This window comes from Actinoplanes sp. 13 (assembly GCF_056134165.1).
In genome coordinates, this window is the sequence record NZ_JBVYOQ010000013.1 from 58494 (window position 1) to 79629 (window position 21136).

General features: G+C 70.6%; 19 protein-coding genes. 13 read left to right on the forward strand and 6 right to left on the reverse strand.

The annotated features are described in order from the left end of the window. Positions 1 to 14: 14 nt before the first annotated feature. The gene (locus AC0NH5_RS24215) at positions 15 to 170 is read right to left on the reverse strand and encodes an ABC transporter permease (protein ID WP_474407758.1); all 156 of its coding nucleotides are present in this window, start codon (positions 168 to 170) and stop codon (positions 15 to 17) included. 441 nt (positions 171 to 611) lie between these two features. Here AC0NH5_RS24215 and AC0NH5_RS24220 point away from each other — a divergent pair, with 441 nt between their 5' ends. Both AC0NH5_RS24220 and AC0NH5_RS24225 read left to right on the forward strand, forming a co-directional pair. Then, positions 612 to 2159, forward strand: a complete 1548-nt coding sequence (locus tag AC0NH5_RS24220) for an alpha/beta hydrolase (protein ID WP_474407761.1) — start codon at positions 612 to 614, stop codon at positions 2157 to 2159. A 90-nt stretch (positions 2160 to 2249) separates the two neighbouring features. Next, a complete protein-coding gene (locus AC0NH5_RS24225) occupies positions 2250 to 3203 on the forward strand; it encodes an NADP-dependent oxidoreductase (protein ID WP_474407764.1) in 954 nt (317 codons plus the stop codon). A gap of 73 nt (positions 3204 to 3276) precedes the next feature. On the opposite strand, the gene AC0NH5_RS24230 is transcribed toward AC0NH5_RS24225, so the two are convergent. Next, positions 3277 to 3567, reverse strand: a complete 291-nt coding sequence (locus AC0NH5_RS24230; protein WP_229068599.1) for a DUF1330 domain-containing protein — start codon at positions 3565 to 3567, stop codon at positions 3277 to 3279. A 133-nt stretch (positions 3568 to 3700) separates the two neighbouring features. Between AC0NH5_RS24230 and AC0NH5_RS24235 the strand changes: the two genes are divergently transcribed. The 3 genes from AC0NH5_RS24235 to AC0NH5_RS24245 all read left to right on the forward strand — a co-directional run bounded on the left by AC0NH5_RS24235 (position 3701) and on the right by AC0NH5_RS24245 (position 5609). Further along, a complete protein-coding gene (locus tag AC0NH5_RS24235; protein WP_474407766.1) occupies positions 3701 to 4657 on the forward strand; it encodes an AraC family transcriptional regulator in 957 nt (318 codons plus the stop codon). A 220-nt stretch (positions 4658 to 4877) separates the two neighbouring features. After that, positions 4878 to 5318, forward strand: a complete 441-nt coding sequence (locus AC0NH5_RS24240) for a hypothetical protein (RefSeq protein WP_474407768.1) — start codon at positions 4878 to 4880, stop codon at positions 5316 to 5318. A 3-nt stretch (positions 5319 to 5321) separates the two neighbouring features. Then, positions 5322 to 5609 (forward strand): Atu4866 domain-containing protein, encoded by a 288-nt coding sequence (locus AC0NH5_RS24245; RefSeq protein ID WP_474407771.1) that lies wholly within the window; start codon positions 5322 to 5324, stop codon positions 5607 to 5609. 19 nt (positions 5610 to 5628) lie between these two features. Here AC0NH5_RS24245 and AC0NH5_RS24250 read toward each other — a convergent pair whose 3' ends face one another. Beyond that, a complete protein-coding gene (locus AC0NH5_RS24250; RefSeq protein ID WP_474407773.1) occupies positions 5629 to 7914 on the reverse strand; it encodes a helix-turn-helix domain-containing protein in 2286 nt (761 codons plus the stop codon). Between the two features lie 65 nt (positions 7915 to 7979). Beyond that, positions 7980 to 8330 carry a putative quinol monooxygenase gene (locus AC0NH5_RS24255; protein ID WP_474407775.1) on the reverse strand — a complete coding sequence of 117 codons (351 nt, stop codon included), beginning with the start codon at positions 8328 to 8330 and terminating at the stop codon, positions 7980 to 7982. 153 nt (positions 8331 to 8483) lie between these two features. On the opposite strand from AC0NH5_RS24255, the gene AC0NH5_RS24260 reads away from it, so the two are divergent. Continuing rightward, positions 8484 to 9416: an AraC family transcriptional regulator gene (locus AC0NH5_RS24260; RefSeq protein ID WP_474407778.1), complete on the forward strand. Its 933-nt coding sequence runs from the start codon at positions 8484 to 8486 to the stop codon at positions 9414 to 9416. A 108-nt stretch (positions 9417 to 9524) separates the two neighbouring features. Next, on the forward strand, positions 9525 to 10067 hold the full coding sequence (locus tag AC0NH5_RS24265; protein WP_474407781.1) for a SigE family RNA polymerase sigma factor: 543 nt from the start codon (positions 9525 to 9527) through the stop codon (positions 10065 to 10067). Here the strand turns inward: AC0NH5_RS24265 and AC0NH5_RS24270 are convergent. After that, on the reverse strand, positions 10054 to 12342 hold the full coding sequence (locus AC0NH5_RS24270; protein ID WP_474407784.1) for an ATP-binding protein: 2289 nt from the start codon (positions 12340 to 12342) through the stop codon (positions 10054 to 10056). The two genes, AC0NH5_RS24265 and AC0NH5_RS24270, sit on opposite strands and share 14 nt — an antisense overlap. Before the next feature lie 157 nt (positions 12343 to 12499). Here AC0NH5_RS24270 and AC0NH5_RS24275 point away from each other — a divergent pair, with 157 nt between their 5' ends. The 5 genes from AC0NH5_RS24275 to AC0NH5_RS24295 all read left to right on the forward strand — a co-directional run bounded on the left by AC0NH5_RS24275 (position 12500) and on the right by AC0NH5_RS24295 (position 17652). After that, positions 12500 to 13033: a SigE family RNA polymerase sigma factor gene (locus AC0NH5_RS24275; protein WP_474407786.1), complete on the forward strand. Its 534-nt coding sequence runs from the start codon at positions 12500 to 12502 to the stop codon at positions 13031 to 13033. Further along, positions 13020 to 14177, forward strand: coding sequence for a hypothetical protein (locus tag AC0NH5_RS24280; protein WP_474407789.1), 1158 nt, complete (start codon positions 13020 to 13022; stop codon positions 14175 to 14177). Before AC0NH5_RS24275 ends, AC0NH5_RS24280 begins: the two co-directional genes overlap by 14 nt. Positions 14178 to 14367: 190 nt before the next feature. After that, positions 14368 to 15096 (forward strand): ABC transporter ATP-binding protein, encoded by a 729-nt coding sequence (locus tag AC0NH5_RS24285; protein ID WP_474407791.1) that lies wholly within the window; start codon positions 14368 to 14370, stop codon positions 15094 to 15096. Between the two features lies 1 nt (position 15097). Then, the gene (locus tag AC0NH5_RS24290; protein WP_474407794.1) at positions 15098 to 17005 is read left to right on the forward strand and encodes an FtsX-like permease family protein; all 1908 of its coding nucleotides are present in this window, start codon (positions 15098 to 15100) and stop codon (positions 17003 to 17005) included. Positions 17006 to 17223: 218 nt separating this feature from the next. Further along, positions 17224 to 17652 (forward strand): STAS domain-containing protein, encoded by a 429-nt coding sequence (locus AC0NH5_RS24295; protein ID WP_474407796.1) that lies wholly within the window; start codon positions 17224 to 17226, stop codon positions 17650 to 17652. 18 nt (positions 17653 to 17670) lie between these two features. Here AC0NH5_RS24295 and AC0NH5_RS24300 read toward each other — a convergent pair whose 3' ends face one another. Next, entirely contained in the window at positions 17671 to 19926 is a 2256-nt protein-coding gene (locus tag AC0NH5_RS24300; protein WP_474408063.1) for a helix-turn-helix domain-containing protein, read from the reverse strand. A gap of 400 nt (positions 19927 to 20326) precedes the next feature. On the opposite strand from AC0NH5_RS24300, the gene AC0NH5_RS24305 reads away from it, so the two are divergent. Then, entirely contained in the window at positions 20327 to 21121 is a 795-nt protein-coding gene (locus AC0NH5_RS24305; RefSeq protein ID WP_474407797.1) for an SDR family NAD(P)-dependent oxidoreductase, read from the forward strand. Positions 21122 to 21136 lie beyond the last annotated feature (15 nt).

Genomic DNA, 21136 nt, shown 5'->3' on the forward strand with positions numbered 1-21136 from the left:
GTGCGACTGAGGCGTCAGCCGGGACCGCGCAAGGCGTCGACGGGTTGCGTGCGTGCCGCGCGTAATGCCGGGGCGCCCAGAGCACGGCGCAGGCCGATCTCCGCGGTACGTTCCATGACCGTGACCAGGGTGACGTTGGCGATTCCGAGCGCACCGACGACCAGCGACACCACGCCGAGGATGAGCAGCAGTCCATGTGATCGCAGGGTTCTGGGAGGGGCCGGCCGGCCTGCGGAGCCCCGCCGGTTTGTCGAAGGTGAGCAAGGCTCCGCCCCGATGACGATCGCGTGCGTAACGGGGTTGCACCGTGAGAAAAGCGCCCCCGGCCGTCCGGCAACGCTGACAAGGCGGGCGCTGAGCTGCGGAATCGGGTCGGTGCGGCGGGAATCTGCTGCCATACCCGGTTCGGAACGGCCCTGTGAGCCTTGCCACGATCGGCCAGATGCAACCCTGGGGCCTCGGCGGAGCGTCTTTGCCCCATGGCACATGGCAGGACCACCCCGGTGCGCCCGCGCAGGTCGACCCACCGCCTCGCGGCCGGACTCCTTATTGCATCTCTGTGGAGCGTGACTGCTTGTACCTCACCGTCGGCTCCCCGCGTCCCCACATGGGTGGAATCCGCCCCGGCCACCGCAGCGGCGACGGCCACCACGAGTGAGATCGAGGCCCGGCGCGTGGACCGGGTCCGATCGAAGGTGTCCTGGGAGAAGTGCGGCACGGCCGAATGCGGCAGCGTCCGGGTCCCGCTCGACTACGACGAACCCGATGGCACGACGATCGAATTGTCGCTCACCCGTGTCCGAGCCAAGGATCGCAAGAAGCGAATCGGCACCTTGTTCGTCAATCCGGGCGGCCCCGGCGTGTCCGCGACCGGGTTCGCATTGCAGGCATCCGACTTCTTCAGTGAGCAGGTGCGGGCGCGCTACGACATCGTCGGCATAGAGCCGCGCGGGGTCGGCGGTCGCAACGTTCTGCGGTGTTTCACGTCGGAGAACAAACTGCGCAAGGCGATGGAGGGGTCGGTCAGCACGTTTCCGTACAGCGCGGCGGAGGAGAAAGCGGCCGTGCGGACGGCGAAAGCAGTCGGCCGGGCCTGTTCGGCGACCGGCCGAGAGCTTGCCGGGGCGATGTCCACCGCTGAAGTAGCCCGGGACATGGACGTGCTGCGCCGCGCCGTCGGGGACGAGAAGCTCAGCTTCTACGGCAAGAGTTACGGCAGTTACCTCGGCCAGGTCTACGCGAACCTGTTCCCGGACCGGATCCGGTCCGTCGTCGTCGACGGCGTGATCGACCCTCGGCGATGGAGCAGCGCGGCGGCGACTCCGGACCTCGACCCCGGAGGGGCGGCGGAGGGTGCCTACCGGGCACTGACTGAGATCTTCACCCGATGCGACCGAGCCGGCCGGGCTGCCTGCCCTATCGCCGGAAACGCGGCGCAGACATTCGACGACTTGGCCCAGCGGCTGCGTACCCAACCGGTGACGGTGGATGAACCCGGCTACGGCCGGATCACCGTCGGCTATGACGATCTCATCTCCCGTGTCCTCAACAGCCTCTACCTGGCGGACGGCGCCGATGACATCGTGAAGACCGTGCAGCGGTACGGCACTGCGGCGAGAGCTTCCGCGACCGCGGCCGGAGCCGGCACGCCACCGGTCCGTCCCGGAGCCGGTCCGGCGGGCGACTACCCCGGCGAGGGACGATACGGCGTGACGTGTACCGACATGGACCAGCGCCCCAGTGACGCCGCCGAGTTCCCGGCCCTGGCTGCGCAGGCTGATCAGAGGGCGCCGTACTTCGGCAGGCTGTGGACGTGGAACTACGCGGTCTGCGCGAGTGCCACCTGGACCGTGCAGGACGAGGACGCCTACCGGGGCCCGTTCGACCGGCGGACCGCCGAGCCGGTGCTGCTGGTCGGCAACCACTGGGACCCGGCCACCAGCTATGCGGGTGCCAAGGCGGTCGCCGGTCTCTTGCCGAACAGCCGGCTGCTCAGCAGTGACAGCTGGGGACATACGGCATACCGCTTCTCGCCCTGTGTCCGCGACGCGGTGGACGCGTACCTGATCGAGAAGACCCTGCCGGTCGACGGCGCCGTCTGCGCCGGCAACCCGCAGCCCTTCAACGGAGGGCCGCCAGGTCCGGACGGTGGGAATTAGGCGAGTCATACGGATATCAGGGCGCCGGGACATCGGCAGACTCGAACTGCGCGGTCATCGAAGCGCCGACAGACTTTGTTAGGGAGAACAGTGCCCAGAGCAGTGCGATTCGAGCAGTACGGCGGCCCTGAAGTGCTGCAGGTCGTAGATGTCCCACGGCCGGCAGTCCCGGCCGGCCGGGTGCTGGTCGAGGTGGTCACGGCCGCCATGAACCCGGGGGAGATCGGTATCCGCGAGGGTGTCTTCGCTTCGATCTGGCCGGCGACCTTCCCCGAGGGCCAGGGCAACGACTACTCCGGTGTGGTGGCCGAGGTCGGGCAGGGCGTCACCGGGTTCCAGGCCGGTCAGCCGGTGCTCGGTTTCGCGCCGCGGGCGGCACAGGCCGAGTTCGTCGTTGCCGATCCCGCCGCGCTCGCGGCCATGCCCGCCGGCCTCGGCTGGGACGAGGCGGCGACCATCGCCGGTGTCGGCGCCACCGCGTGGGCCGGCGTCAAAGCGGTCGCCCCGCAGGAGGGCGACACCGTGGTGGTGTCCGCCGCCGCCGGCGGGGTCGGTGTCATCACCGCTCAGCTGGCGGCGTTGCGCGGCGCCAGGGTCATCGGCACCGCGGGGGAGGGCAACCTCGACTACCTGGCCTCACTGGGCGTGATCCCGGTCCGTTACGGCCCGGGGCTGCTCGGACGCCTTCGGGCAGCGGCCCCCGACGGCGTCGACGCCTACCTGGACACGTTCGGCGCCGGCAACGTCGACATCGCTATCGCGCTCGGCGTGCCGCCGTATCGGATCAACACGATCGCCGACGGAAACGGTGTCCGGAAGTACGGCGTCCACTCCGACGCACAGGAGCAGGCGGACAGTCCGCAGATCTGGGACGAACTCGCCCGGCTCGTAGCGGCCGGCCGGATCGTCGTTCCGATCGCGCAGGCTTACCCGATGGACCGCGTCGCGGACGCCTACCGGGATTTGGCCACCCGTCACGTCCGGGGCAAGCGTGTGCTGCACGTGATGGCGCCGGTCCGGCGCGCGGGTCTGCCCGCCGCCTGAGACGGCGTGGTGTTCCGGCGCGGAGATGTCCAGCGCCGGAGCACCACAGCCGTCGGGCGTTCGGGACGGGTACTCAGGAGGGGTTCTCGCCGACGACGACCTTCACCGTGGAGTGCTTGCGGCGCAGGTCCTTGAGGGGCTGGTACTCCGGCGAGTCCCAGAACCGCTGGACGGTCTCGCGGTCCGGGAACTCGTGGATCACCAGAGTCGATGGCTTCCAGTCGCCCTCCAGGACCAGAGCGTTCTCGTCGGTGATGATGTTGCGGCCACCGAACCGCTCGATCAGCGGGCCGGCGCCCTCGACGTACTGCCGGAAACCCTCCGGGCCGGCGATGTCGAGATCGATGACAACGAAGGCGGACATGGTCGGTCTCCTTGCTTCCTGGGCCGGCGTGGTTACCGACCTGCCTCTACGTTAAGGACCGATGGTGGGCGTTTCCATGCGTTAAACGGCCGCTTTAATACGTGGTCGTACCACGGCGCAGTACTATCGATGAGTGGATGTCTTCAGTGAGGTGATCGGTTCCCTGCGGACCGGGCGGGCGAAGTTCGCCCGGACCCGTCACCTGGGCCGGTGGGGCAACCGGTTCGGCCCCGAGCCCGGGATGGGCTTTCACGTCGTGTTGTCCGGCAGTTGCTGGCTGCTCACCGAGTCGGATCCGCCGGTGCGGCTTTCCGCCGGTGATGTCGTGCTGTTACCGCGCGGGGCCGTGCACGGTCTCGCGGGTAGTCCGGATCGCAGTCTCGCCGCACTGCCGCCGGACTCCGACGGACCGGACGGCGGTGACGGCGACGAGGACGCCGGGTGTGCCGCTCTGCTGTGCGGCGCCTACCGCCTCGACCACGCCCAGCCGCACCCGTTCCTGCGGTCCCTGCCGGAGGTCATCCACCTGCCGGCACAGCTGGGACACCACCCGGCGCTGCGATCGGCCGTCGACCTACTCGCCGCCGACCTGTCCGATCCTCAGCCGGGCGCCGACGCCGCCCGGCCGGCGTTGCTCGACCTGCTGCTGGTCTACGTGCTCCGCGCCTGGCTGCGGGAGGAGGCGTCCCGGCGCCCCGGCGCGGGCTGGCAGGCCGCTCTCGACGATCCCGCGGTGGCGGCAGCCCTGCGGCAGATGCACGCCGCACCGCAGCGACCATGGACGGTGCAGGAGTTGGGAGCACTGACAGGTTTGTCTCGTACCACATTCGCCCGTCGTTTCACCGCCGCCATGGGCCTGCCGCCGCTGGGCTACCTCACCTGGTGGCGGCTCCACTGTGCCGCCCAACTGCTGATCCGCGAGGACGCGGCGCTGGCAACCGTCGCCCGACGCGTGGGTTACGCCTCGGAGTTCGCCTTCGCCAACGCATTCAAGCGCGAGTTCGGTGTGTCGCCGGGCCGATTCCGCCGAACCCGGCGACAGGAACCGGTGCAGCACGACTACGACCTGGCCGGGGTACCGGTCGGCTGAGCTGTGGTCATCCGGCCGGCGGTCAGCCCGCGGGCCGGCGAGCGAGCAAGGTGGTGCCAGGCCGATCGGATTCCCGCAGCGCTGCCGGCGGACGTGAATAGGCGATTCCGACCGAGGCGATCACCCGTGACGGCGGCCGACGATGGCAGCCGGTCCCCGTTCCTGCGGCGACCGGCACATCGATCACCGGGTACGCCCGGGCCAACGGAAGGACATCACGGTGAGCACTCAGGCAACGACGCGACACGACATGCCCGACGTGGAAACCCTGCTCAGTAACTCGACCAGGCCGGTCCTGCTCACCGGCGGGCGGGTCGTCACCCTGGACGCCATGCTGGGCGACTGGCCCCAGGCGGATGTTCTCCTCGGCGGCGACAAGATCGTCGGGGTCGGGCCGGGTCTGATCACGGCAGCCGGGGACGACAACGCCATCGTGGTCGACTGCACGGGCAGCGTCGTGCTGCCTGCCCTGATCGACCTGGGATCGTGGGCCGGCAGCCGCGACAACCGGTACGACAACGCGGGTGGCTCACTCACCCCGGGCAAGCAGGCGGACATCGCCGTCCTCCGATCGCCGGGTGGAACGTTTTCCCTGGAGACCTCGGACGCCGTGGTGGACACGTTGTTGCTCGCCGGCCAGGTCCGGGTCTGGCGCGGCTGACCGGTGGTTCCGCCGGCGGCAGAGGCGACGAACCCGGCGGGTCCGGGCGGCCCAGGGCACCCGTACGCCGGGATGTGGATCGACGAGACCGGCTTCCTGCACCAGGAGCTGCTGCCCGACGGCCGGTACGACGAGACCCGGGGTGGCCGCCCGCACGCCTACCAGGGCCGGTACTGGATCGACGGCAACCGGGTGGACTACCTCGATGACCTCGGCTTCTGGGCGTACGGCGAGATCCGTGACGGAGTGCTGCACCACGCCGGCTACGTCCTGCGGCGCCGTGCCGCCTGAACGCCACCGGTGAGCGCTGTCAGCTCAGGGCGCGTAGTTCATCCTCCACCTCGCGCAGACCCGATACGTCACCGTCGACCTTTTTGATCTCCCGTACCGCTTCGAGGTCGGCGCGGGCCGCCGCGAGATCGCCGAGTTCCCGATAGGCCTGCGCCCTGGTCTGCAGGGCCCAAGTCCGGGCCGGGTTCGCAACCGACAGGCCGGACGCCTGCAGCGCTCTGGTGGTGACCTGGACGGCGGTCTCCCACTGCCGCAGCTCCACGTGAACGAGAGCCGCATAGCGCAGTGCGTTTGCGACGGTCACGCCGGCGATGGATTCGATCGTCGCGGTCGCAGGGTCCTCTGCGACCGCGACGGCGCGCTCGAAGGCGGCGAGAGCCTCCTCATGGCGGCCCCCGCCGTGCAGTGTGACGCCCTGATGGATCAGAGCCGCGGACACCCCGATCCAGTCGCCGGCTTCGGTGAAGTAGCCGGCGGCCTGTCGCGCCGCCGTCAGCTGCTCCTCCGCACGCCCGCCGAGCCTCGCCAGTGCCCGGCTGCGGTACGTGCGTGCCCACCCCATCTGGTTGACGTCGCCGGCGCGGGAGGCGAGTTCAAACGCCTGGTCGGCGTGTTGGAGTGCCTCGTCGTAGTCGATCAGACAGACCAGCCTGGTCCAGGCGAGGTATCCCAGGTGAGTGGCTTGCAACCGGTCGTCGCCTAGCAGGCGGGCGGCTTCGGTGGAGAGACTGAAGATGTCGTGCCAGCTCCTCCAGTACAGCCACCGGTCGGAATACCAGTGCAGGGACTCGGCGACATCGACCACCAGCTGATGCTCGCCGGCCTGGAAGGCTTGTCGCAGGGCGGCGAACCACGTGTCGGCCTCGGCCTGCAACCAGGCCTCGGCGGCTTGTTCGGAAGCCACGAGCCCCGTCGTCGTGGCCGGGGGTGGGCCCGCGGCCGGGTCGGGTTCGAACCACTGGCCGGCGGTGATGGCCATGGTCAGCAGCCACTCGCGTAGCCGTTGCCGTACCTGCTCGATCTGTTCGAGTGGCTCTTCGTCGCTCAGCTTGCGTTCGCCGTAGGCGCGCAGCAGATCGTGGCAACGGATCCGGCCGGGTGATGCCTCATCGAGCAGGCTGACCTCGGTCAGTTCGTCGAGCAGGTCCTCGGTCTCGTGGATCGGCCGATCCAGCAGCACGGCGGCGGTCTCGACGCCGGTCGTGGCGCCGGCCGCCAGCGGCAGCCGGCGGAACAGGCGCTGGGCGTCTGGCGACAGCTGGTCGTACGACAGCGCGAACGCGGCGTTGACCTGCAGGTCACCGGCGGTCAGGGCGTCGAGGCGACGTTCGCCGGGGGACAGCCGGGCGATCACGTCCGCGACGCTCCAGTACCGGCGGCTGGACAGGCGGTTACCGACCACCCGCATCGCCAGCGGGATGTGCGCGCACAGCTGGGCCAGCTGCTGCAACTCGCCGCTGGTTGCGGCGCGTCCCGCGGTCAGCCGGGCGAGTAACGACACCGAGTCCTGCTCGGTCAGCGATGCCAGTGGCAGCCGGTCGACACTGTCGAGGCCGCTCAGCATCCGGCGGCTCGTCACGATCGCCACGGCGGTGCCGTCGCCGGGGACCACGGCCCCGATCTGGGCTTCGTCGGCGGCGTTGTCCAGTACGAGCAGGATGCGCCTGCCGCGGCTGACCCGCTGCCACATGGCGGTGGCCTCGGCGAGGACCGGCGGAATGGCCGGCGACCTCGGGTCGACGGCGCGAATCAGCCGGGACAGCACGTCGAGCGGGCTCAACGGCTGCGTACTCAAGCCCTGCAGATCGACGAAGTACTGGCCGTCGGGGAAGTCCGCGGCCAGCCCGAAGGCGGCGTGCAGGGCCAGCGACGTCTTGCCGATTCCCGGTGGCCCACTGAGTAGGACCGCCCGGCCCGGCTCTCCTGCCGCGGCCCGGGTGCGGATGGTGTTCAGTTCGTCGGCACGACCGGTGAAGTCGGGTACGGGCCGGGGCAGCGGCAAGCCGGCGAACCCACCGGCCGGCGGGAGGTCGCGTTGCCGACCGGCCCGGGCCGCTGCGGCCAGCGCGTGCTGGTCGTCGACACTTAGCTTCAGCGCCGCGGCGATCGCGGTCACGGTGCTGGCCCGCGGGCCCTTGCTGACGCCGCGTTCCATGTCACCGATGGCGCGGTCGCTCAGACCGGACGCCTGCGACAACTGCTCGAGCGTCAACCCTGCGGCCAGGCGGAGTCCGCGTAGCAGCGGGCCGAGCTCAGCTTGCTCAACAGTGGCCGGTGTTTCCTCGAGGAATCCCACACTGTCCATGATCACAAGGGTGGCTCGGCCCGTCATCGGCTATCTCGCTGTGACGTAGACGGTGTCGCGGGCGGTCAGGCGGCGACCGGGATCAGCCAGTGCGCCTCCAGGTCGGTCTCGATGAGGTCCGGCAGCTGGGCGAAGTACTCCTGCATGAACGGCTGCTGGACGTGGGCCAGCAGCGCCGCTCCGGAGGCCCACCGTTCGTAGAAGGCGAAAGCGCCGGCCTCGTCCTTCGCGACGTGGACCTCATACTGTTCATACCCGGACTCGGCCCGCACCCGCGGGATGATCGAGGTGACGAGGTCGAGGAACCGCTGCTCGGCGCCGGGCCGGATGCGCGCCAGGCCGTAGACCGCCACCGGCGTGGTCGCCGCCAGGATGTCGGCGGGGATGAGGCGGTCGGGAACAGTGTCGGTGGTCATCATCTCTCCTAGGTGTTCTGTGGTGATGACTGAAGACTATGCAGCCGTGATGCCACCGCCGATGATTATTTACGGCGAAAAGATATCCGTCTGTCTCAATGATGCGAGGTGGAGAGGCAGGCGGATATCCGCGAACGCGCTACAGTTCTGGGCATGGATGTCCTGGCCGATGTGCTCGCAATCTCCGGCATCCGCGGCGCCACGGCGGCGCGCATCGAGGCAGGTGACGGGTGGAGCGCGCAGTGGGCCGAGAACGCCGACGCGGTCTTCTACGCCGTGACCAGTGGCGCGCCCTGGCTTCGGGTCCCCGGCCGGGAGCCGCGCCGGTTGCTGCCCGGCGACGTGGTGCTGTTGCCGGGTGGGCTGGCGCACGTGATCTCCAGCGATCCGACCACCCCCGTGCACGCCTGCGACCTTGCCGCTGCCGAGACCGCACGGCAGGCGGGCGGCGTGCTGCGGCTGGGCACCGGCGACGTCCGGACCAGGATTCTCGGGGCCACCTACCGATATGACCGCACCGTCTCGACGCAGGTCTTCCTGCTGTTGCCCGACGTGGTGCACATCGCCGCCGACAACGGCGGCAGCTGCCTCGACGACACCGTGCGGCTGCTGGCCCGCGAACTCGCGCACCCTCAGCTCGCCACCGCCGTCATCCTCGACCGGCTGGTGGACATCCTGCTCGTCCAACTGCTGCGGGTCTGGCTCGGTACCCGGCCACCGGAAGCGCAGGGCTGCTGGCTCGCCGCGCTCGGCGATCCGGTCATGACCGAGGCACTCAGCAAGCTGCACCAGGAGCCGGCCCGCCCCTGGACGACGGAGGATCTGGCCGCCGAACTCGCCGTGTCCCGGGCGACGCTGTCCCGCAGGTTCCAGGCGGTCATCGGCCAACAGCCCGGCGCCTACCTCACCCGGTGGCGGATGGACCTGGCCGCGCGGCGGCTGCGCGACACCGACGACACCCTGGACAGCATCGCGCACGCCGTCGGCTACACCTCTGTGTACGCCTTCAGCCGCGCTTTCCACCGAGCCCGCAACGAACCTCCGGGCCGTTACCGCGCCACGTCGCGAGCCGCGCGAGCAGCCTGACGGGGCGGTGGCGCCCGGCCCCGTACGCACTTAGGCGATGACCACCGATACGCGATCGACCTCCAGAGCCGCACGCTGAGCGCCCACCGTGCCGACTGGAGAGCTTGAATGAGTCATGACGTTTGCCCGTCGACCCGCGACGCGGACGGGTATCGCGAATACGTGTCGGACCGGCTCGACGGATGGCGCCGCACCGCGTACCAGCTGTGCGGCAACTGGCACACGGCCGAGGACCTCGTCTCCACCGCGTTGCTGAAGATCATGCGCCACTGGGCTCGGGTGTCCGCGGCCGACAATCCCGACGCCTACGTGCGGCGCATCCTGGTCCGCACGCTGCTCGACGAGCGGCGCCGTACACGGCAGGCCGAGCTGCCGGTGGAGACGGTCCCCGAGCATGTCGGCGCCTCGATCGAGGTCGATACGGTGACCGATCGGCGGACCCTGGTGTCGCTGCTCACCGCGTTGCCACCGAGCCGCCGGCAGATCCTGGTGCTGCGCTACGTCTACGACCTGTCGGTGGAGGAGACTGCGGCGTACCTCGGTTGTTCCTCCGGCAACGTCAAAAGTCAGACGGCCCGCGCCCTGAGTGCACTGCGCAGCTGCCCCGGTGTCGCGGAACTGCTCGCCGGCCGGGGGCTCATCGCCCGGTAGCGGACAGGGAGCGGAGCGTCTCCTCCACCTCACGCAGCCCCGCGGCGTCCTTGCTGGCCGTTCGGATGTCCCGGACCGCCTCGAGGTCTGCTCTCGCGGCCGCCACGTCGCCGAGCTGCTGGTGGGCTTGAGCACGAACCCAGAGCGTCCGGCCGCGCAGCGGCGCCGATTCCGCCAGCCCCGAGCTCGACAGCGCGCCGGTGGCGACCTGTACCGCGGTCGCCCACCGGTCCAACCGAAGATGGATCTCCGCGATCCGGCACAGCGCCCCTACCGTCGTAACGGCCTTGATCGACTCGACCGGGGTGGTGACCGGACCCTGCGCCACGACGACCACCTGCTCGAAGGCCTCGATCGCCTCGTCGAGGCGACCGAGACGCTGCAGGGCGATGCCTTGTCCGATCAGAGCCTGTGCCCGGCCGATCCAGTCGTCAGCCCCGAAGAAGTAGCCGACTGCCTCCTGCGCGGCAGCCAGGTGCTCCTCAGCAGGGCGATCCGACTCTTCGATAGCCCAAGCACGGTAGATGTGCGCCCAGCCCATCTGTTCGGCGTCGCCGGCCCTCCGGGCGAGGAGGAATGCCTCGTCGGCATGGCGGAGGGCGGCCTCGTGGTCGATCAGGCAGACGAGTTCGGTCCAGGCGAGATACCCGAGGTGGATGGCCTGGAGCCGGTCGTCGTCCAGCAGCCGGGCGGCCTCGGCGGAGAGGGCGAAGACGTCGTGCCAGCGGTGCCAGTGCGGCCAGCGGTCGGAGTACCAGTGCAGCGACTCGGCGACATCTACCACCAGCCGATGCTCGCCGGCTCGGGCGGCTGCGGTCAGGGCGGCGAACCAGGAGTCGCCCTCGGCCTGCAGCCAGGACTCCGCCTCGTCCACTGACTGTGCCGGGCCGGTTCCCGGTCGGTCGCCACTGCCGGGGGCTGGAGGTTCGAACCACCGGCCGGCGCCGATGGTGGCCGTCAGCAGCCACTGCCGCCATCGCTGTTCAGCCGCGCGGATCTCCTCCGGCGGCTCCTCTTGGCGCAGGCGCGACTCGCCGTACGAGCGCAGCAGATCATGGGAGCGGAATCTGCCCGCGGTTGTCTGGTCCAGCAAGCTCAGCTCGACCAGTTCGTCGAGCAGGTCCTCGGTGTCGTTGGCCGGTTGCGCGATGAGCACGGCGGCTGCCTCTGTGCTCGTCGTGGTGCCGGCTGCGATCGGCAACCGGCGGAAGAGCCGCTGGGCCGCCGGGGACAGCTGCTGGTACGACACCGCGAAGGCGGCGCCGACCCGCAGGTCGCCTGCGGTAAGAGCGTCGAGCCGGCGATCGTCGGCGGACAGCCGGGTGATGAGATCGCGCGCGGTCCAACGGCTGCGGATGGCTAGACGGTTGCCGGCCACTCGTATCGCCAGCGGCACGTTCGCACAGAGTTCGGCGAGCTGTCGCAGATCGGCTGCTGCTGTTCGGCGGCCGGGTGTGAGCTGTTCGAGCAGCGCGACGGCGTCCGGCCCGCTCAGCGGGGCCACGGGCACCCGGTCGACGCCGTCCAGGCCGCGCAGCATCCGGCGGCTGGTGACAAGCACCGTCGCCGGGCCGTCGTCCGGTATCGCCGCGCGTAGCTGGTCCTCGTCGGCGGCGTTGTCCAGCACCACGAGGATGCGTCTGCCGATGCTGACGCGGCGCCACAGGTCCGTGGCTTCGGACAGCTGTTGCGGCACTGCCGAAGCCTGCGGATCGACCGCCCGGATGAGCCGTGCCAGGATGCCGACCGGGCTCAGCGGGTCCGGGGCGAAGCCTTGCAGGTCGACGAAGTACTGGCCGTCGGGGAACTCGTCGGCCAGCTGCCTCGCCGCCTCGACGGCCAGGGAGGTCTTGCCGATTCCAGGCGGTCCGCTGATCAGAAGACACCGGCGGCGTCGTCCGGCATCGCGGAGGCTGTCCCGGATCCTTCGCAACTCTGCAGTTCGGCCGGTGAAGTCGGGCACGGCCCGTGGCAACGGCAGGTCGGTGTGCGTGTCGACTTGCGGTAGGCCACTCGTGCGTCCCGCTCGTGCGGCCGCGGCCAGCGCGTGCCGGTCGCCGGTCGCCAGGCGCAGGGCGTCGGACAGGGCAACGACGGTACTGGCTCGGGGACCTCTGCTGACTCCGCGCTCCATGTCACCGATGGCCCGGTCACTGACGCCGGATGCCTCGGAGAGCTGCTCGAGGGTCAGCCCGGCGGCCACGCGCAGCCGGCGCAGCAGCGGACCGAGTGAGGTGGGGGCCGCAGGCGCGGGCGGTGCGGTGGGGTTCTCCACGCGATTAATGATCACCTAACTAGCTCCGGAGGAACACGTGCTTGCCCGTCGGTCTGCTCACAGCGGGTGACGCCGATCTCCCGAGAGTTCCCCCTCTGTCGTGCAACCTTCTCGATCGCCGCCGGCGTCTTTTCCCCGCCGAAGGAGGTAGCTGAATTTGAACGCCGAGGAAGAGGACGAGTTCCGCCAGTTCGTCGCCGCCCAACTGAGGCCGCTGCGGACGCAGGCGTATCTCACCTGCGGCAACTGGCACACGGCCGAGGACGCTGTGTCCAACGCCCTGGCCAAGCTGTATCCCCGCTGGGGAAAGGTGGACCGACCCGATTTGTACGCCAGGACCATGGTGTACCGCGCAGCGATCTCGGAGGTCCGGCGCCCGTGGCGACGGGAACGATCGGCCGGCGACGCGCTCCCCGACATCAAGTCGCATGACACCATCGGCCTCACCGATGAGCAACTGCGGGTGCAGGCCGCCCTCAAGCAGGTGCCGCCCAAGCAGCGTGCTGCCCTCGTCATGCGCTTCTACCTCGGGTTGAACCTGGAGGAGACCGCGCAGGTGCTTGGCACCAGCGTCGGCACCGCGAAAAGCAATACCTCCCGAGGTCTGACCCGGGTACGTGAGTTGTTGGCTGCCGAGGACATCGAAGTAACGGTCGGCGAGATGGAGGAGTTGGCGAATGCGGATGCATGACGTGCTCGAGCTGGCCCGGGCCGGCGAACCGCCGCACGGCAACACGGTGGAGGACATCGTCAACCGGGGACGGCGGGTGCAGCGCACGCGCCGGGCCGCGTGGACTGGCGCCGCGGCCTCGCTCGCGGTGGCTGTCGTGGCGGCCGGGATCACGGTGCCGAACCTGTTCCCGGGCGGCCGGCAGCCGGTCGAGCAGCAGGTGGCCGCTCCCGCCCCGGGCCCGCGGTTCGAGATCCCGGACAACCCGTTCACCTTCACCTTCGCCGCGTTCGACGCCGGCCGCTGGCACGTGCAGGATCCGGTTGTCGCCTCCACCGCCTACCAGATCGCCTCGGTTTACTTGGACGGGCGGATCACCAACGACAAGGCCGTACCAGCGTCGGAGCTCCCGGACTCCTCGAAGCCGGGAGCCCGGAAGCACCAGGAGACCATCGCCGCCTACCTCGTGCTGTACCGGCCGGGCGCCTTCGACCCGGCGAAGCTGCAGGACGCGAAGCAGCTCACCGTCGCCGGTCGCCCCGCCTGGCAACTCACCGGCAAGGGCGGCACCGACGACATCACCCACCGGCTGCTGGCCTGGGAATACACCACTGACGGCTGGGCCGTGCTGGAGTCGCACTCCAACAGCGCGGCCGACCCGTCCGACGCCGAACTGCACGAGGTCGTCGCGGCGCTGAAGCCCAGCAAGGCTGCCGCGGCCACCCTGCCGTTCCGGATGACTTACGTGCCGGCCGGATACCAGGCCGTCGAGCTGGGATCGCGTGCCATGCCCGGCCTCAACGGCATCGCCACCGCCCGCGACGGCGAGTACGGCGGTGCGAAGTTCGCCAAGCCGGCACCGGCCACGACCGGCCTGACCAAGCCGTTCGGCAGCGTCGCCGAAGCGGAACTGCCGGGCAGCTTCCTGGTCCACGTCGGCCGCACCGCCAACTCCAACCAGGGCCCGGGCGACGCGACGATCACCTGCAAGAGCGGCTTCTGCACGACCCACCGGGTGGACGGCAAGGTCGTCGTCCAGGTGGCGAGCGAGGGCCGTCTCACCGACGCCGAGATGACCAAGATCATCGAGGGTATCGAACTGGCAGACGTCAACAAGCCCACCACCTGGGTCGACGCGGCCACCTCCTTGCGCGCCGAGTTCTGACGGCGCGGCCCGGGCCCGCGGCGTCTTCCCCCGAGCGCCGCGGGCCCGGGACTAGGCGATCTTCACCGATTCGCTCGTCGGCTTCGTCCTGCATCGTCACACTGCCGCCCGTGTCGGGCGGGGCGGCTCCGACCGGTTGCCGGACAGCCGGTCGGGAGCCGCCACCCGTGACCCACGCGACAGGACGAACATGCAATCAGAAACGGTGATCGCCCTGGAGGGCGTCAGCCGCACCTACGGCGCCGGGCCCACCGCGGTCCGCGCCGCCGACGGCATCGACATCAGCTTCCGCCGAGGCAGCTGGACCGCGGTGATGGGGCCGTCCGGATCCGGCAAGTCCACCCTGCTGCACTGCGCCGCCGGCCTGGAACGCGTCGACGCCGGCCGGGTGATGCTCGGCGACACCGACATCACCACCCTCGACGACGACGAGCTGTCGGAGCTGCGGCGTACCCGCATCGGGTTCGTCTTCCAGAGCTTCAACCTGGTGGGCGCGCTCACCGCCGAGCAGAACGTCGCGCTGCCGCTGCGGCTGGCCGGGCGCCGCCCACCGCGCGACGAGGTACGCAACGCGCTGGCCGCCGTCGGACTGGGGGAGCGGGCCGGCCACCGCCCCCGGGAATTGTCCGGCGGCCAGCAGCAACGGGTGGCCATCGCCCGCGCCATGGTGACGCGCCCCGAAGTGCTGTTCGCTGACGAGCCCACCGGCGCGCTCGACACCAGTGCTGCCCGTGACGTGCTGCGACTGCTGCGGACCTCCGCCGACAACGGGCAGACGATCGTGATGGTGACGCACGATCCCGCTGCCGCCGCCCGCGCCGACGCCGTCGTGTTCCTGCGCGACGGCCGGATCGTCGACCGTCTTGCCGGCGCCGACGTTCGTGCCGTCGCGGACCGCCTCGTCGCCCTGGAGGCGTGACATGCTCCGACTGAGCTGGGCGGGTTTCCGCGAACGATGGACGCTGTTCGCCGGAGCGGTGCTGACGGTGTGCCTCGGCGTGGCGCTTGTGCAGTCGTCGCTGCTGCTCCTGATCTCGGCGGCCGGCACCGGCGCTCCGGCCGGCGCGACAGCGCTCGCCCGCATGCGGTTCGACGCGAGCACCGAGGCGGCGGTGGCGCTGCTGGGCGTGACACTGGGCTTCGCGGCCCTGCTCGCGGTCTTCATCATCAGCTCCACCTTCGCGTTCACGGTCGAGCAGCGACGCCGGGAACTGGCACTGCTGCGGCTGGTCGGTGGAGCACGGCGGCAGATCCGGCGGCTGCTGCTCGCCGAGGCGACCCTGCTGGGCCTGGTGGGTTCGGCGCTGGGCGTGCCGGTCGGTGTCGGCCTCATGGCGGTACAGACCTGGTTGCTGCACCGGCTGGGCTTCGTGCCGGACGGGTTCTCCGGCCGATGGCAGCTCTGGATCGTCGCCGTCTCGGTGGGCACCGGCGTGGTTCTGGCCGTGGCCGGGGTGTCCCTCGCCGCCCGCCGCGCCGCCCGGGTGCGGCCGCTGGACGCGCTGCGGGAGACCGGGGAGGCGACCCGGGTGATGACCACCGCCCGGCGGCTGACCGGGCTGCTGTTCCTGGCGGGTGCCCTCACCCTGATCGGGCTGTCGCCGGTGGGCGGGGCCGTCGGTGGGCAGGCCATGGCGATGAACGTGTCGGTCTGCGCGGCGATCGGGCTGACCCTGCTGGGGCCGTCGCTGGTGCCGGCGGTGGCCCGGCTGATCCCGGTCCGAGCGGCGGGTGTGCTCGGCGAGCTCGCGGCGGCGAACCTGCGCGACGACCGCCGCCGTACCGCGTCCACCGCCGCACCGGTGATCGTCCTGGTCGGGTTGCTGCTCGGTCAGGCCGCCGCGTCGTCGTCGTTCACCGCCGCAGGCCGGCAGGAGCAGCAGCGGTGGATCTCCGCCGACCTGGTGATCGACGCGCCGCAGCCGCCCGGCGACCGGGTCGCCGCCACACCCGGTGTCGCCGGCGCGTCGACCGAGGTGGAGGTGCCGATCGCGCTGACCACCGGGAGTGGCGACCTGGCCTACACCCGGTCCGCCACCGCGCTTCTCGTCGACCCCGTCTCGTACGTGCGGACCCACCCCGGCACCGGCGACCTGACCGCGTTGCGCCAAGGCGCGGTGGCGGCCGGACCCGGGGCCGACGGGTTCTCCCCGGGCGACACCGTGGGCGTACGCGTCGGCGACCGCGATCTGGGTCCGCTGCCGGTCGTCGCCGCGGTACCGCAAGCCATCGGTGGCGGCGCGACCGTGCTGCTGCCGGCTGAGGTGGTGCCGGAGGAGCAGCTTGCCGGCGTGCCGTCGCACACCTTCGTGCAACTGGCGCCGGGGGTGCCCCGGCAGCAGATGGCCGCCGCCCTCACCGGCGTCGGCACGGTCTCCGACCTGAACGCCTGGCTGGAGAGGGACAGCGTGGCCCGTACCGCCACCAGCACCGGTGTGTTGATCATGGTGATGGGTCTGGGCGGGTTGTACGCGCTGATCGGAGTGATCAACTCGGTCGTCGTCGCGGGCGCGACGAGGCCGCGCGAGTTCGCCGCCGTCCGCGTCACCGGATTCACCCGTGGGCAAGTGGTCCGCGCGGCGGTCCTCGAATCGATCGCGGTCGCCGTGGCCGGGCTGCTTCTCGGTCTGCTGGCGGCGGCCGGAACTCTGATCGCGGTGATGGCCACGACCGCCGCCGTGACGGGCGCGGTCACGGTGGACGTACCGTGGCTGCTGGCGAGCGCCGTCGTGGCCGGCACGGTGCTGGTCACCGGGGTGACCAGCACCGTGGCCACCCGGGCGGCCACCCGCGAACACCCTGTCGCCGTGCTGGGCGCACGACAGTGACAGTGGGCCCGGCGGGACGGTTTCCCGTCGGGCCTTCCTGCTAGTTGCTCTCCGGCAAATAGGCGATCGCCACGGATTCGCCGCCGCCCGGCTGAACGGCATGGTGAGTGCAGACCGACGACCTGTCCGGGTCGTCGCCTCCGGCACGTGTCCGTGCCGGACGTTCCCGTCGATCCGTCAGGCGGACCGGCGGGGCCAGCTCACAGGGGGCCGGGCCCATGACTGCATCCGTGTTCATCACCATCGACGACCGGTACCGCCGCGCTGCGGTGATCACCTTGCACGGCGAGTTCGACATCAGCGGCGTGGACGCTGTCACGGAGGCGGTCGAGATCGCCGCCGGCAGCGGCAAGCGTTTCCTTCTCGTCGACCTGCACCATCTGACCTTTCTCGACATGGCCGGCACCGGCGCCCTGCTGCGGTGCCGCGCCGCCGCCGCGAACGCCGGCGTCGACCTGCAGATCACCGGAGCGACGGGTTTCGTCCGGCGGGTCCTCGACATCGCCGGAGTCCTCCCGCTGCTGGAGCCGACGGTGACGCGACCCCGCGTCGACCGGACGGTGATGACGGTTCCCTTCCCCGATGCGGACGCGATGGTGCAGCGGCCGCCGGCATCGGCGATCCGGTCCCTGGTGTCCCCGCATTAGCGGCGACCACGCCCGGGGTCAACGGCGACTATGCCGCAGCTGCTGCAGCCTGGTCCTGGTCTGCTCGGCCCCGGCGTCGTCGTCCGCGGCCTCCTGCAGCCGCAGGATCGTTTCGAGGTCGTCCCGGGCAGCGGAGTTCTCGCCGAGGTGCTGGTAGGCCTCGGCGCGTCGCCCGAGCAGCCGGATCCGGTGCTGGAACGGGATCGGCTTCTCGTGCGGCTGCAAGGCCGTGGTGACCGCATCTACGGCCTTCTCCCACTGCTGCACGTGCACATACACATGGGCGGCGTGCGCCCGTGCCGAGATCGTCGTGAAGTACGCGATACTGGCCCGGGGCGCCGTGTTCGGGTCCGTCACCAGGGTAAGGGCGCGCTCGATGGCATCGAGGGCCTCCTGATACCGGCCCAGCGACCGCAGCACGTTGCCGAGGCCGATCAGGGCCTGCGGCAGCCCTGCACGGTCACCGGCCGCGGCGAAGTGCTCGACCGACTCCCGCGCCGGCGCCAGCGCCTCGCGGTGATGGTCCTGCGTCAGCAGCGCCCATGCCTGGTACATGCGCGCCCACGCCATCTGCTGCCGGTCACCGGCCCGCCGGGCGAAGAAGAAGGCGCGCTCCGCGAACCGGGCGGCGACGTCGTACTCGGCCAGGCAGAAGTTGTGTGCCCAGGAGAGATAGCCCAGGTGGGTGGCTTGCAGGCGGTCGTCGCACAGGCGGCCGGCTGCCTCGCTCGACAGCGCGAAGACCTCGTGCCAGCGACCCCAGTCCAGCCAATGATCGGAGAACCAGTGCAGCGACTCGGCGACGTCGACCACCCGCTGGTGCTCGCCGAGCTCCGCCGCCTCGGCCATAGCGCCGAACCAGTTCTCGGCCTCCACCGTCAGCCATGCCTTGGCGGACGCCGACGAGTCGATGACGGCCAGTCGCAGCTCCGGCTGGTCCGCCGCGGCGTCGGGCTCGTACCACTGTCCCGCGACGATGGCGGTGTCGAGCAGCCAGTTACGCAGCCGTGCCCGGGCCGCCGAGACGGCGTCCGGGCCGTCGTCCTCGCGCAGTTTGAGTTCCGCGTAGAGCCGGAGCAGGTCGTGCAACTGCACCCGGTTGTTCTCCGCCTCCTGCAGCAGGCCGAGCTCGATCAGCTCGTCCAGAGCGTCCTCCGCCTCCGCGAGCGACTGCGGCTCGATGACAGCGGCTGTGGTCGCCCCACAGGTCGAGCCGTACATCAAGGACAGTCGCCGGAAGAGTCGCTTGCCGTCGTCGGACAGCTGGTCGTACGACAAAGCGAACGCGGCGCCGACCCCGGACTCGCCGGCGGAGAGGACGGCCAGGCGATGTTGCTCGTCCGACATGCGGGCCAGCAGGCCACCCGCCGTCCGGTCCGGGCGGCTCGCCAGGCGGTTGCCGGCGACCCGGATTGCGAGCGGCAGGTTGGCGCAGAGCCGCGCGAGCTCGTGGAGTTCGGCCTCCTCGGCCGGACGGTCAGCGGTGATCTCCGCGAGCAGGGCGACCGCCTCCTGTTCCCGCAGCGGGGAGAGTACTACGCGTTCCACGCTTTCCAGTCCGCTGAGCAACCGGCGGCTCGTCACGATGACCAGCGCAGGTCCGTGCGCGGGCATCGCCGCACGGACCTGAGCCTCGTTCGCCGCGTTGTCCAGCACGATGACGATCCGCTTGTCCTTGCTGACGCTGCGCCAGGCGGCAGTGACGTCGGCCAGCCGGGGAGGGAAGCTGCCGGTGCTCGGGTCCACGGCCTGGATCAGCTGCATGAGCAGCGCCTCCGGGCTCAACGGATGCTCCGCGAGGCCATGCAGGTCGACGAAGAACTGGCCGTCCGGGAAACGGGGCGCGAGCTGCGTCGCGGCCTGCACCGCCAGCGAGGTCTTCCCGATGCCGGGTTCACCGTTGATCAACACGGCCGGACACGGACTGTCGACCGGCGCACTGCCGATCCGTGCCCGGATGTGTGCCAGTTCGGCGTCGCGGCCGGTGAAATCGGCGAACGGGGCAGGCAGCGGCAGCGCCTGCGTGGCGGCCGCCGAACCGCGTTTGCGGCCGGCGCGGGCGGCCGCGGCCAGCGCCGACCGCTCGGCGGCCGCGATACCGAGCGCATCGGCGATCGCGTCGATCGTGCTGGCCCGCGGTCCCCGGCTGGCTCCGCGCTCCAGATCGCTGAGCGCGCGGTCGGTGATGCCGGCCGCGGTGGCCAGCTGCTCGAGGGTCATGTCCGCGGCCAGGCGGAGCCTGCGGAGCAAAGGCCCCAGCGCCTCGGGCTCCATCACGTCCACCTCCGTAACGAACCGAAGCCATGATCGTCCTGTGGTGATCGCTGAGCTACACCGTATTCCCACGTGGCGGGCGAGAGGAGCGCTCCCACCCGGATCGCGTCGAGCGGGGTTGTGCTATTCCGGCGGCGAGCCGCCGCTGAGCGAGTTCTACTCGGCCGTTGCGGTTTCTCCCACCGGGACGCCACCACGGGAGTCCTGCGGCTGTCGCAAGCGATCGCCTCGGTATAGGTGCTTGTCGCCGATGGCGATACGACCCGACTACCTGCCGCCTGCGTTTCCCGCCCCGGGCGACGCCGCGACCGTTGCGTTGACCGTTTAGGCGAGAACCACCGATACGTTCGGCCATCACCCCCTGGGACATTCGGTTTGTCCACACGGAAGGGGGCTCGAGATGAACCTCAACGGCAGAACCGTCGTCCTGACCGGTGCCACCAGCGGCATCGGGGAAGCCGCGGCCCGGTTGCTGGCACCGCACGCCGGCACGCTGGTCATCCAGGGCCCGCAGCCGGCTTCCGAGGTCGCCGGTCTGATCAAGCAGCTCGGTTCCCATACCGAGGTCCACTACGTGGCGGCCGACTTCACGTCGTTCGAGCAGGTGCGGCGGGCCGCCGACGAGATCCGTGCGACAGCGCCGGTGATCGACGTCCTGATCAACAACGCCGGTGTGCCCGGGACCGCACACCGGCAGGTCACCGCTGACGGCAACGAACGCACACTGCAGGTCAACTACCTCGCACTGACCCTGCTGAGCGAGGCTCTGCTGCCGGCGATCCCGGCGGGCGGGCGGATCGTGAACGTCAGCTCCACCACGCACCGGATGGTCAGCCTCGCGCTCGACGACCTCAATCTGGCGCACGGGTACGACCCCGTGCGCGCCTACGCCCAGTCCAAGCTGGCGATCCTCACCTATTCCCTGCGGTTCGCGCAGCAGGTGACCAACCGCGGCGTCGGCGTCGTCGCGATCAGCCCCGGCGTGATCAGCACCAGCCTGCTGCACGAGATGTTCGGGGCCGGCGGAGCCCGGGTGGAGCACGGCGGGCGGCGTATCGCCGAGGCCGTCACCGCCGACGTGCCCACCGGCACCTACATCGACGACGGGGAGATCGTCACGCCGAGCGACGAGGCGCGCGATCCCTCGGCCGCGGCTGCCCTGGTGGCCCGCACCGCATCACTCATCCGGTCCTGACCAACAGATTCTCAA